11 protein-coding genes are annotated in these 12,396 nt (G+C 34.1%); 4 read left to right on the top strand and 7 right to left on the bottom strand.

Features of this window, described 5'->3' with window-relative positions:
- The first annotated feature begins 1 nt into the window (after position 1).
- On the top strand, positions 2-2,032 hold the full coding sequence (locus E0Z07_RS14995; RefSeq protein WP_131540899.1) for a glycoside hydrolase domain-containing protein: 2,031 nt from the start codon (positions 2-4) through the stop codon (positions 2,030-2,032).
- Positions 2,025-3,251, top strand: a complete 1,227-nt coding sequence (locus E0Z07_RS14990; protein ID WP_131540898.1) for a Ca2+-dependent phosphoinositide-specific phospholipase C — start codon at positions 2,025-2,027, stop codon at positions 3,249-3,251. The genes E0Z07_RS14995 and E0Z07_RS14990 overlap by 8 nt, the downstream gene beginning before the upstream one ends.
- Positions 3,252-3,317: 66 nt before the next feature.
- Here the strand turns inward: E0Z07_RS14990 and E0Z07_RS14985 are convergent, their stop codons facing one another.
- Both E0Z07_RS14985 and E0Z07_RS14980 read right to left on the bottom strand, forming a co-directional pair.
- The gene (locus tag E0Z07_RS14985; protein WP_131540897.1) at positions 3,318-4,499 is read right to left on the bottom strand and encodes a multidrug effflux MFS transporter; all 1,182 of its coding nucleotides are present in this window, start codon (positions 4,497-4,499) and stop codon (positions 3,318-3,320) included.
- A 66-nt stretch (positions 4,500-4,565) separates the two neighbouring features.
- Positions 4,566-5,405 carry an AraC family transcriptional regulator gene (locus E0Z07_RS14980; RefSeq protein WP_131540896.1) on the bottom strand — a complete coding sequence of 280 codons (840 nt, stop codon included), beginning with the start codon at positions 5,403-5,405 and terminating at the stop codon, positions 4,566-4,568.
- A gap of 236 nt (positions 5,406-5,641) precedes the next feature.
- On the opposite strand from E0Z07_RS14980, the gene E0Z07_RS14975 reads away from it, so the two are divergent.
- Entirely contained in the window at positions 5,642-6,469 is an 828-nt protein-coding gene (locus E0Z07_RS14975) for a HipA family kinase (RefSeq protein WP_039329733.1), read from the top strand.
- Complete coding sequence (locus E0Z07_RS14970) at positions 6,466-7,338, top strand: hypothetical protein (RefSeq protein ID WP_131540895.1); 873 nt, start codon at positions 6,466-6,468, stop codon at positions 7,336-7,338. The genes E0Z07_RS14975 and E0Z07_RS14970 overlap by 4 nt, the downstream gene beginning before the upstream one ends.
- Positions 7,339-7,429: 91 nt before the next feature.
- On the opposite strand, the gene E0Z07_RS14965 is transcribed toward E0Z07_RS14970, so the two are convergent.
- The 5 genes from E0Z07_RS14965 to E0Z07_RS14940 form a co-directional block, all read right to left on the bottom strand.
- Positions 7,430-8,164, bottom strand: coding sequence for an acyl-[acyl-carrier-protein] thioesterase (locus E0Z07_RS14965; protein ID WP_131540894.1), 735 nt, complete (start codon positions 8,162-8,164; stop codon positions 7,430-7,432).
- Between the two features lie 422 nt (positions 8,165-8,586).
- Positions 8,587-9,507 carry a tRNA (adenosine(37)-N6)-dimethylallyltransferase MiaA gene (miaA, locus tag E0Z07_RS14955; RefSeq protein WP_006259976.1) on the bottom strand — a complete coding sequence of 307 codons (921 nt, stop codon included), beginning with the start codon at positions 9,505-9,507 and terminating at the stop codon, positions 8,587-8,589.
- Positions 9,491-10,342 (bottom strand): ion transporter, encoded by an 852-nt coding sequence (locus E0Z07_RS14950; protein ID WP_006259977.1) that lies wholly within the window; start codon positions 10,340-10,342, stop codon positions 9,491-9,493. Before E0Z07_RS14950 ends, miaA begins: the two co-directional genes overlap by 17 nt.
- 11 nt (positions 10,343-10,353) lie before the next feature.
- Complete coding sequence (locus tag E0Z07_RS14945; RefSeq protein WP_131540893.1) at positions 10,354-11,703, bottom strand: exonuclease domain-containing protein; 1,350 nt, start codon at positions 11,701-11,703, stop codon at positions 10,354-10,356.
- 17 nt (positions 11,704-11,720) lie between these two features.
- Positions 11,721-12,392: a YggS family pyridoxal phosphate-dependent enzyme gene (locus tag E0Z07_RS14940; protein WP_131540892.1), complete on the bottom strand. Its 672-nt coding sequence runs from the start codon at positions 12,390-12,392 to the stop codon at positions 11,721-11,723.
- Positions 12,393-12,396 lie beyond the last annotated feature (4 nt).

Here is a 12,396-nt window from a genome sequence, read left to right as displayed (position 1 = left end):
GATGAGGAAGTTTCTTATTTTATTGTTTATAGCAACTCAATGTGGTTATGGACAAAAAAATAAATTAAGTGATAAAGTGAATGTTTTTTTAGGAACTTCAGGGGATTACGGACAGTTGTCTCCTGGAGCTTCTTTTCCATTTAGTATGCTATGTATTTCTCCAGAGACATATCCTTATAATCATACAGGATACGATAGTAGAGCAAAACAATTTGAAGGTGTAACTCATACTAGACTTCAGGGAGTGGGATGTAAGGGAAGTGGAGGTAATATTCTAATCAAACCAATTATAGGAAGTAATATTGAAACAGAGTTAATCAAAGAGAAAGAAAAGGGAACACCTGGTTACTACAAGGTAGAATTTATAAACAACATTAAGGCTGACTTTACTGTAGGACATAATTATGGAGCGCATCGATATTCCTTCCCTAATAAAGGGCAACTATTTGTGGATTTGTCAAGTGCTACAGGTGATGCTTTTATCAGTGCTGAATATGAAGTATCTAATCAGGTTATTCAGGGAAAGATCAGTTCTAAAACAACATGCTCTGCTGGGATATATCACTTTTATTTTAATATAGATTTGGGAAATGGAGCTATCTTAAGAAAGGTGGGAGAATATCAATTTATTGTTGATTTCCCTTCTCCTAAAGTCGAATTACAGATTGGTTTTTCATCTGTATCAGAACAGTATGCACAGAATAGAAGAGTATTAGGGCAAAGTTTTGATACAACAAGAACTCTAGCTACAGAGCGATGGAATGAATTATTATCTGCTGCTGAGGTTAGTGATAAGGATGATGAGAGGGTAAAGCTTTTTTATTCTTTGCTTTACAGGACTCTTCAGGCGCCTTATCTAATATCTGAGGCAGATGGGACTTATAGAACAATTAGTGGTGAGGTGAAAAAAGCTGATTTTAATGTATATCATGGTTGGGCGCTATGGGATAATTATAGAGAAGTTATTCCTATGTATTCTATATTATATCCTGAAGTGTATAAAGATGTAGTTCACTCTATTGCTAATATGTATCCATACGGTAAAAAAGACTTCTCTACACTCAATGAACCTGGCCCTACAGTGAGGACAGAGCACGCTTTAGTTGTTTTGGCTGATGCAGTGAATAAAGGATATCAGTTACCTATAGATTCCATTAAGGAGTACCTTGTTAAGGAAGCTGAGCAACTTGATTTTTCTTCTCCTGATAAGGCATTAGAATCATCTTACGATTATTGGGCACTGAGTGAAATATTTAAAAGTGTTCAAGATACTGTATCTGCAAACTATTATTTAGAAAAAGCAAAAGAGTATAAGAACTATTGGCTAAAGGATTTTAAGGATATTCAGATTCACGATGTGGATAAAATGCAAGCAAGAGGATTATATCAAGGAACTATCTGGCAATATAGATGGTTAGTACCTTATGATATAAAAGGCTTAATTAGTCTTATAGGTTCTGAAAAAGAATTTGAAGACCAATTAGATACTTTTTTTGAAGGTCATTATTATAATCACGCCAATCAGCCAGATCTTCAGACATCTAGTTTATACAATACTACTAGAAGTGCTCATAAGAGTCAGAAATTGATCCATGATTTACTACTAGGAGAGAGTATTCAGTTCTACTTTAATGATAACAGTAAAGGAATTGATCCTTATATCGGAAGGATTTATAAGAATGCGCCTCAAGCTTTTTTACGAACTATGGATGATGATTTAGGGACAATGTCAGCATGGTTTGTTTTAAGGAGTTTAGGATTCAGCGCTGCTAATGTGGGGTCGGATACTTTTTATCTCAATGCTCCTATTTTTGAAAAAATAATCATACGCAATAATTTGGTAATTAGTAATAAAGAAAGAAGCTCTTATATACAAGAGGTAGCGTATAATAATAAGAATTATCAAAGGAACTATATTACTTATAAAGAATTTTTGGAGGCATCAAAAATCATATTCAAAACAAGTGATAAACCTAATAAACAATGGCCGTCAGAGCCATTGTGGATTTCAAATATAAAAAAAGATGAATAGAAATATAAAGTTAAGTAGTATTCTGTTAGGTATTATGCTATTACCTATAGTGATGTATGGACAAATAAACACAAAACAAGAAATAAATTTACCTAGTGATTTACGAATTAATCAGATTCAAGTTCTAGGTACACATAATAGTTATGCAGAACCAGTAGATCCTAATCTCCTGGATTATGTATCTAAAATTGTAGATCAGTCAAAAGGGAAGTTATTAGAGGCAATGAGTAAAGAGCAGTTAGACTTTTTTAAAGAGTATCACCCTAATGAAATTAATTTTAAGGAGAGTTTGTTTTATGAGCACCCGAGCTTTGAGGTTCAGTTAGACAGTGGGTTGAGAAGTTTGGAACTGGATGTTTATTATGATTCAACGGGCAATAGATATACAAACCCTGCAGGTTATGAATATTTAAAATCAGTAGGAGTGAAGCAGCTAGCAAAGCATAACACAACAGATTTAGATAAGCCTGGATTTAAAGTTTTACATATGGCAGATGTAGATTTTAGGTCTAAATATCCAACGTTAAAATTAGCATTACAAAGTATCAAGAAATGGTCTGATCAGCATGTAGATCATATCCCTTTATTTATCATGATTGAGGCAAAAGATTCAAATTGGCCTTTGTTTAAGAATCCAACAGAAGTATTGAAATATGATGAGCATGCATTTGACCTATTAGATCAAGAGATTGTTGATATTATAGGTAGAGATAGGTTGATTACACCTGATGATTTAAGAGGAAATTATAAAACGCTTAAAGAGGCTATGGCTAATAATAACTGGCCACTCGTATCTCAGTCTAAAGGGAAACTGTTGTTTATGTTATTACCTTCTACAGGTGGGATAAATCAAGGTGAGTCAGCTTATGTACACAATCGTCCAAATTTAGAAGGAAGAGTTATGTTTGTACAGTCTAAACCAACGGATACTTATTGTGTGTTTTTACTTTTAGATAATGCTATTATACGCCAAGAGGATATAAAAGAATACGTCACTAAAGGTTATCTTGTGAGAACTAGATCAGATATAGATACCTATGAAGCGAAAGTCAATGATCATACTCGTTCTAAAGCTGCTTTTTCTAGTGGTGCTCAAGTTATATCAACAGATTTCTTCTCTAAAGATTATAACCCGTATCAATCAGGGTATTTTGTAGAGCTGCCAGATAATCTTAAGCAGATTAGGATAAACCCAGTAAATTATAAAAAAAGTAATTAGTATAATTATTGTTTTTAAAAAAGCCTTGTAACTTACAGTCACAAGGCTTTTTGTATTAAAATTATATTATTCAGCTTGTTTCTCTTTAATCAGATAACACCCTAAATACAATACATGACAGGCAAGTAATGAATAGGCTGTTAATGTCATGATATCTGCAGGAATTAGATTCGTTACTGCTGATATAATAAAGGTTAGCAACAACTGTAATGTACCTAATAGAGCTGACGCAGATCCACTATTAGTAGTGAACGGTGCTAAGGCTAATTTAGTAGTTGTAGGGAATAGTACTCCAAGAGTTAGTACAATGAAGAACAACGGAACTAATAAGGCCTCAATAGGTTCTTTTAGTACACACATTACTAAGAAGGCTACTGTCCAAGCAATACCAAAATAGACAGTGTATTTTACGACTTGTTCTACAGTCCACCAACGTGACAATACAGAGTTAGCCAGCCACGCACCAAGGATTAATCCAATGGCATTAAAAGCAAATATACCACTAAACATATCTGAAGACATTCCTCCATACTCCATAATAAGGTAAGGGGCATTGGCTAGGTAGATCATTAAGATACTATAGGTTAAACTTCCGATTAATGTATATTTGACAAAGACATTATTCTTGACAATCTCTTTGAAGTCAGTCATTAGATTAACATCTCTTTTCTCAGTTACAATACGCGTTTCAGGCAAGAAGAAGATAACAGCTAATAAGCAGATAACTCCTAGTACTACTAGTGTAACAAAAGTAGACTGCCATACAAAGTGACTGATCAGAAAGTTACCAGCGATAGGACCTACAATAGGTGCTACTCCTGCTATGATAGCTAGTAGAGAGAAGACATTCATACTCTGGTCAGCAGAGTAGTACTCGTTCACTACGGCACGAGCGATAACTACCCCTGCACATCCTGCAAAGGCTTGAAAGAATCGAGCTGCCCAGAACTGTTCTATGGTCTCTGCATAGATACAGGCTACTGATGCTAGAATAAAGATGATTAAAGAGGCAATAGTCGGAAGTTTACGACCATAGCGATCAGAGATAATTCCCCAAAATAGCTGTCCTGCTGCAAATCCTCCTAAAAAGAAAGAAAGGGACAACTGTACATTTTTTAGATCTGTATTAAAGGTCTGTGAGATCTTTAAGAAACCAGGTAAGTACAGATCTATACTAAAAGGTTCGATAGCAGATAGTAATGATAAAATAATCACGACTATAAACTGAGCTTTTGTTAACTTATTCATATTGATATTTTGATGGGGCAAAAGTAAACCTGTTGATTCACTTAGACCTTGGCAAAATAAGTACTCTTATTGGACTTTTTTCACATTTTCTCTAAAAGCTAATGGTGCTACTCCTGTACTTTTTTTAAAGAAGCGGTTAAAATAGTTGACTTCACTAAAACCTAATTCAGCTGAAATCTCTTGGATATTCAAGTCAGAATATCCTATTAGCCTCTTTGCTTCTAGAAGTATTCTGTTGTGAATATGTTGATTAAGGGTATAGTCAGTAGCCTTTACTACCAGTTCATTCATTCGCTTTACAGATAATGCTATTTTATCAGCGTAGAAGGCGGTAGGATGGTGTATAGTATAGTTTTCTTCTACCAGCTCTAATAACTTTAAGACTCTAGTATCTATAAGCGGATTGTCCTGTGAGAGCTCTTTTAAGCCTTGAATATGGGAGATATAGATATTAAGGTACTTCTCTAGTATATAAGTGCGTTTCTGTGTATCCCATTCTTGTTGGAATAAAAACATGATTGCTTTAAAGACTTCTTTTTTATCTTCTGATAACTCAAACCATAAGGGAGGATTAAATCTAAACTTATGCTCGTTAAATTCTTTGGCGAGAATGCGGTTAAAGAAATCCTTATTGACAGAAATAAAATATCCCTTTACCCCATCGGGATTAATATTGTGCATTTGCCCAGGATAGATGACCCATATCTGATCATCAGAGATAGGGTAGGACTCAAAGTCAACTTTCTGTGTTGTCTCCTTGGTTTGGGTAAACCAGTAGATCTGATAGAAGTTACATTGATAGTGGTAATCAAAGTTGAATAGATGACTATTGTCTTCTAGCATAAAGAATTCAATAGGTACATCTTGATCAAATTGTTTGGCTTTAATTACCTTGTGTGTAGACATTGTAGATTAATTAGGGGGTAAAGGTAGTTTATTTTGCCTAGTTGTAATTTAAAAGTGTTTTAAGAATGTGTTTATATTGTATAAACAGTTGATTGTAAAGAGGCATTCTTTAAAAAATATAATATATACATCTATTTTTTTTGGTAAGTATCTGTTTTATAGGTTAAATTTACATATAAGCGGTGTATTAAGTGGTATAAATAAGGCTAATAAAACGAAATAAATACTGAATTGATATGGAGGTAATTGGCGCTATACAGATTCTCGAGATATTAGAAACTAATAGTATTCCTATTAAAATATTAGGCACTGATGCTGATATCTATTATGCAAAAACTATTTTTAAGATTCATCCTCCATTAGAAGATATTATTAATGAATTGATAGGGAATCAGGTTTATAAGATTTGGGGTATAAAAGTACCAGAAATAAAGATAATAAAAATTGAGAATAGGTTACTTCAAGAATATTTGATCACCAATAATATGATATCTAAATATAGTCAGTTTGATATCGAAGAGTTGTTTGTTATAGGTTCTAAAGAGATTAATAGTCAGACAGAACTAGATTACCACAACTTAGTTCTATCTAATAAGAATGATTTTAATCAATACTTAGATCCCTATAAATTTTTGGATATAGCCTTTTGTGATGTATGGTTAGCTAATAGAGATCGTAGAATCAATAATCCGAACCTTTTGTTAGTTGAGGATCAAGGAAAAATAGATTTTGTTGCTATTGATCATACACAACTTTTTGGTAATCAAACTAACTATAAAGGGTTGAAAATTAATGTAATGGATGTCAGTCTTGTAAATATGTTAATTGCTTCAAAATTCACCAAAAAGATTTGTAATTTTGCTGAGAATGAAGTACTTTCAAAATTCAATAGTAGAATTATTGAAAAAATTAACACAACACTAGTGGTCTTGCCAGAGGTGTTAGATAGCCTTCCGTCAAAAGTAGGACTGAGTAAGGCGGGTAAGCTTAAAATAATAGAGATACTTAGTAATCAAGAACGAAATACTAGAATTTCCAACATATTAAACAAACTATTAAAATGAAATCGTATTACAGTTTAATTAGATACTTTAATAACTCCTTGTCTAGGGAGAATATTGTTATTGGACTAATAGCGGTTTCTTCAACCAATAATGTGTTTTATAAGTTTTCTGAATCAAAGATTAGTTTTATTACTAGATTCTATGACAATAAGAGTAAACTATTAAATTTCAATATAAAGAAGATTAGTGAAGTTTTGGAACTAAATGCTAAGGAAGATTTATTTATTGAAGAGAATACTAATATTTTAAAGAAGTACTTAGATCGTTTAGCAGTTTATAATAACGGAATAATTCAATTTGACAAACCAGTTGAATTAAATATGAATATAGATGCAGCTTTCTTTAGTAAATTCTATGAGAAATATATAGGTGACTTGAGGACAAGTACTAAGAGTAACAAAAAAGATGAGGTGTTTTATAATCGTATTAATAGTCACTTTAGAGAACCTCTAGAAGACATCATAGATATTGATTATAAGATTGAAAAGAAGGTAATTCCTTCCTTGTTTTTTGATTATAAATTAAATGGGATAGGAGGAAATGGATCTATTTATAGTGTAAAGTGTATTGATATTAATTCGAATAGAACAATAGATACTATTCAGAAAGATATATCTGAATTAGAAAGCTTAAACTTTAGATTAAATGATTTTTCTAAGCAATTAGTAGAATATCCTGAACAGAATAAGCATTATCTAGTTATAGATCAGTATAAAGGTATTGATGAGAAGTATCTAGAATTATATGATACATTAAGTAACCAAGAAAATGAACTATATCAATTGATTAATTCAAATCAACTAGAAGAAGTAACTGCTGATATTCTTAGAACAGGAGCATCTAAATTCTCTGAACTGATTTTACGATAATATTATTAAGTATTAAATAATATAACAAAGGCTAATACATCTCGATGTATTAGCCTTTGTTATTTATGATAATAAGTCTGTTCCCTTCTAACTATTCTATTACACATTGGAAGTTGAGGTCTTCTTCATTAGATTTGATTACAAAGTGGTTGTTATTAGCAACACATTGTTCTATGGTATACTCTTGATTAAAACGAAGCTCTTTATTAAAGTGCATGTCAACTACAGAAATGTCTTTAGAAGTGTTTTCGGATACTTTTAAGGCATTAATCACCCATTCAAGGTATTTGATATTAGTTACATGATTAACCATGTCTAGATCAGAGTATCTTACCTTATCTGTGATTAAATGCGTTGTCTCAGGTTTCTTCTGAAAAGTAGTAAACTCACTTTGAATACTTTTTTTGTCCTTGTGTTTAGTAAAGTGGTCGTGAGGGATAGCCATCATCTCAGGACGACGTCTTACTGTATTCATAATCACCCACATCGAGCTAGCACTTGCGACAAGCTCTCCGTTACAGTGTACCTCAAAGTTACGCACAGAACGAATACCATCTAATGTCTCTATCCAAGTAGTGATATCAATGCGGTCTTGCCACTTAGGCATTTTGTCTATCTCAACTCTAAACTTATAAACTACCCATGATTGGTTTGCTTCTTGCAGATCCCAAAAGCTTATTCCTCCTAAGACTGCATGATTAGAAGAAGCCATCTGTATCATCTTACATAAATCTACTGTTTTTAACTGAGCATTGATATCGCAATCAAAGTAATCAACATCGAAGCTTTGTGTAAATATAGATGTAAAGTTGGGTGATATAGGCATGGTTTTTTTGTTTTTTGTGCTGTTGTTTTTTTGTGAAACTGTGAATTTGTGAAACCGTGAAATCGTTGTTTCTTGTTTTCAGTTTCCCGTTCCCTGTTCTCTGTTTTCAGTTCCCCGTTCTCTGTTTCCAGTTCCTCGTTCTCTGTTTTCAGTTCCCCGTTCTCTGTTTCCTGTTTCCAGTTCTCTATTTCCAGTTCCCCGTTCTCTGTTCCCCGTTCCTCGTTCTCTGTTTTCAGTTCCCTGTTCTCTGTTTTCAGTTCCCCGTTCTCTGTTTCCAGTTCCTCGTTCTCTGTTTCCTGTTTCCAGTTCTCTGTTTCCTGTTTCCAGTTCCTCGTTCTCTGTCTCCAGTTCCCCGTTCTCTGTTTCCAGTTCCTCGTTCTCTGTTTTCAGTTCCCCGTTCCCTGTTTCCAGTTTTCTGTCTCTTATTCAGCTATAACATTCTCTATAGCCTGAGTAATCTTATCAGCATTCGTAAGGTAGTCAAACCACATAACATCAGGAGTACGTTTAAACCAAGTAATCTGACGCTTAGCAAAGCGGCGTGTATTCTTTTTGATTTCCTCAATAGCAAACTCTAATGTGAATTCGTTGTCAAAGTACGCAAATAATTCTCGATAGCCAACGGTTTGTAACGCATTGTTATCGCGATACGGATATAATTCTTGAGCTTCCTTTAGAAGACCATTGTCTAGCATGATATCCACACGTTTATTAATGCGCTCATACATCTTCTCTCTATCAGCTTCTAGACCTATCACGATAGGAGTGAAGTTGCGAGTGTGTTGTTTTATATTTAAGAAACTAGAGTAGGGCTTACCAGTACCTATACAGATCTCTAATGCTCGAGTTACTCTTTGAGGATTGTCTATCGCTACTTTTTCATAGTGAATAGGATCCAATTCCTTTAGCATATTTTGCAAATAAGGAAGGCCTTTTTCTGCTAAGTCTTGATTTAATTGTTCTCTAATACCAGGATCTACATCAGGGAAGTCATCAAGCCCATTGAGGATCGCATTGACAAAGAGCCCCGATCCACCTACCATAACCTGTATAGGATTATCTGTAAAGAGCTCATCTAGCTTAGCCAGTGCCTCTCTTTCAAAATCTCCTACAGAGTAAGTATCGTGAATGCTGATATTCTGAATAAAGTGATGTGGAGCAGCAGCTAGTTCTTCCTTAGAAGGTACAGCTGTTCCTATCGCCATTTCCTTATAGAATTGGCGGCTATCACATGATATTATATTGGTATTAAAATGTTGTGCAAGTTTGATTCCTAAAGCTGTTTTACCAATCGCTGTAGGTCCAATGACAACAATAAGATAATTGTTATTTTTCGTAGACATCTCCTAATTTTTGACCGCAATTATAGCAGTAATTTGCATCATCATCATAGATTGTAGTAGTACATGTAGAGCAGTTTCTTCTTCTCTTCGCATCTAATCTGTTGCGTTTAATATTAGAGAACTCTGCTGTCACAATACCTGTAGGAACGGCGATAATACCGTAACCCATAATCATGATAAAAGATGCTATCATTTGACCTAGTGGGGTCTGTGGAGCGATATCTCCATATCCCACTGTAGTAAGCGTTACGATACACCAATAGATACTTCTAGGTATACTCGTAAAGCCACTTTCTTTACTCTCGATTACATACATTAGCGCACCTAATAAGATCGACATCACAAGCACAAAGTATACGAATACAATAATTTTCGTTCTACTAGACTTAAGAGCTAGCTTTAAGTGTGACTGTTGTCCAATGTATGGAACAAGGTTTAAGATACCAAATAAACGTAGTAAACGCAGTGCTCTTACAACAGTAAGTGCTCTAGAACCAGGAATAAAGAACGATAAATACATCGGTAGGATAGAGATAAGATCTACTATTCCATAAAAACTAAAGATGTACTTAAGCGGTTTTTTATTACAAAGAATCCTAAGGATATACTCTATGGTAAAAAACACAGTGATAATCCACTCACAGACTACTAGACCTGTGTGGTGCTTCATATCATAGCTCTCTATCGATTCAAGCATCACTAGAAGTACACTCATCAGAATAACCGCTAGTAGTGCAATATCAAATAATTTACCTGCAAAAGTATTTGAACCATAAATAATGATGTAAATCTTCTGCTGTAGGATATCCCATTTGTTTTTTAATCTGCGTCTCACAAAAACTGTTTTTAGTAGTGAATTAATTTGTAACCGATCTTCTTATTTAGATAATTAAGAATGATATTTCTGTTGTTTCTATTAAACAAAATTGGCGTTAAATTGGCTGCTATTCGTTCTGGGGCGTTGATTTGGTGGTTTAAGTTATAGAAGCAATATCCGTTTAGCTTCCCTTTTTCTAAAGCGACAGCACTTTTCTCATCTACTTTACGGCCTTTGTCTAAGATTAGAACATGGTCTTTGTCTATATCATAAGGCTTAAATAGTTCAAGTATATTAGCATTGAACTCTTCTCTTGTCGAGGTAAAGTTGATAAAGAAGTTATCAGCTGTTATTTTAGTTGATTTTTTCTCATATATAAACTCTACATAAGGTAACTCTTGTTGACCTTGGAATATCTTATGTAAGAATTTTCTAGCTTCATTAGGCGATGTAAACGCCATTAGATTTCTCTTTCTACCATCTGTCTTTTCGATAGATAGGTATAAGTATCCCTCTAGATTAGTTTTTAAATAAATAGAGTAGGGGAATACACTTTTCTTACTGACCTTATTGTACTTTGGTTTATTGGTATTGATCTCTTCAGCCTCTTTTAGAAGCGCGATGAGTTCAGTACCTGTTTTTTCGAAAGTGACAGTATAGGTTTCTTGTTGTATTTTCTTGAATATAGGCGAATTACTTGTAAAGTGCTGTAAGACTTTCTTTCTAATATTCTTACTCTTACCGATGAAGATAATATTACCTTCTTTGTCCAAGATATAATAAATACCTACAGTAGAAGGCAAAGTGTCTACGATATCCATAAACTTAGGATTAATCCCAGTCTTGATATCTGACTTAATCATAGAGGTTAAGATGGTCTTCTCTTTATCTTTTGATAGAAGTAATTCGAATAGCTTTTCTGTGGCCATAGCGTCTCCATTAGCGCGATGTCTATCTGCGATAGGAATACCAAGTGATCGCACTAGTTTACCTAAGCTATAAGAAGGCATATCAGGAAGTAACTTCTGTGATAATTCTACTGTACACAGTGTATTGCGACTGTATTCATAACCTAGTCTTTTAAACTCGTTGCGCAGTACTCGATAATCAAATTCAGCATTATGAGCTACGATGACGCAGTTGTCCGTTATTTCTATGATGCGCTTAGCTATCTCGTAGAACTTCGGAGCTAGCCGTAGCATAGCATTATTGATTCCCGTAAGTTTCACTACGAAAGGTTGTATTTCCATCTCTGGATTAACTAAACTAATAAACTGATCTACGATCTGATTACCATCAAATCGATATATAGCAATTTCGGTGATTCCTTCTTCATTAAACTGCCCACCAGTTGTTTCTATATCTAAAACTGCGTACAACTTGTCCTTTTAATAAATTAATAATTACGACTACCGAAGATATTACTACCTATTCTAACCATCGTACTCCCACATTCTATCGCTAGTGGATAATCATTACTCATCCCCATAGAAACAATGTTTAGGTCTAGGTTATCCTTCGTGCCGTATTTCTCTTTACACATTGCAAATATATTACTTAGTTGTGTAAATTCTTTCTTTACTTGTATTTGATTATCGGTAAAAGTAGCCATACCCATAAGTCCAACTACTTTAATATTCTTAAGTCCAGCAAATTCCTCACTTGAAAGAATTTCTAGTAATTCTGCCTCATCTAAGCCGAACTTTGTATCTTCTTCTGCGATGAACATCTGTAATAAACATTCTATAACACGGTTATTTCGTTTCGCTTGTTTATTTATCTCTTGTAAGAGTCTGAAGCTATCCACTCCGTGAATCAGAGAGACAAAGGGTGCCATATACTTCACTTTATTGCGCTGTACATGTCCGATCATGTGCCACTTAATATCTTTAGGAAGAGCTTCATATTTATCAGTCATTTCCTGAATCTTATTCTCACCGAATACACGTTGTCCTGCCTCATAAGCTTCTAGAATATCCTCATTGGGTTTCGTTTTAGAAACAGCAACAAGGGTAACATGAGCAGGTAATGTGTTCTTAACGTGTTTTAAATTCTCTGTAATAGACATAATT

The organism is Myroides odoratimimus (genome assembly GCF_004337635.1).
In the GTDB taxonomy this organism is placed as follows: domain Bacteria; phylum Bacteroidota; class Bacteroidia; order Flavobacteriales; family Flavobacteriaceae; genus Flavobacterium; species Flavobacterium odoratimimum.
The sequence above is the reverse complement of the archived record's forward strand: the minus strand, read 5'-3'. Positions and strand labels throughout refer to the sequence as shown.

Excerpts from the sequence above, each read along its gene's own strand:
- E0Z07_RS14995 (WP_131540899.1), top strand. The coding sequence starts at position 2 with ATGAGGAAGTTTCTTATTTTATTGTTTATAGCAACTCAATGTGGTTAT.
- E0Z07_RS14990 (WP_131540898.1), top strand. The coding sequence starts at position 2,025 with ATGAATAGAAATATAAAGTTAAGTAGTATTCTGTTAGGTATTATGCTA.
- E0Z07_RS14985 (WP_131540897.1), bottom strand. The coding sequence starts at position 4,499 with ATGAATAAGTTAACAAAAGCTCAGTTTATAGTCGTGATTATTTTATCA.
- E0Z07_RS14980 (WP_131540896.1), bottom strand. The coding sequence starts at position 5,405 with ATGTCTACACACAAGGTAATTAAAGCCAAACAATTTGATCAAGATGTA.
- E0Z07_RS14975 (WP_039329733.1), top strand. The coding sequence starts at position 5,642 with ATGGAGGTAATTGGCGCTATACAGATTCTCGAGATATTAGAAACTAAT.
- E0Z07_RS14970 (WP_131540895.1), top strand. The coding sequence starts at position 6,466 with ATGAAATCGTATTACAGTTTAATTAGATACTTTAATAACTCCTTGTCT.
- E0Z07_RS14965 (WP_131540894.1), bottom strand. The coding sequence starts at position 8,164 with ATGCCTATATCACCCAACTTTACATCTATATTTACACAAAGCTTCGAT.
- miaA (WP_006259976.1), bottom strand. The coding sequence starts at position 9,507 with ATGTCTACGAAAAATAACAATTATCTTATTGTTGTCATTGGACCTACA.
- E0Z07_RS14940 (WP_131540892.1), bottom strand. The coding sequence starts at position 12,392 with ATGTCTATTACAGAGAATTTAAAACACGTTAAGAACACATTACCTGCT.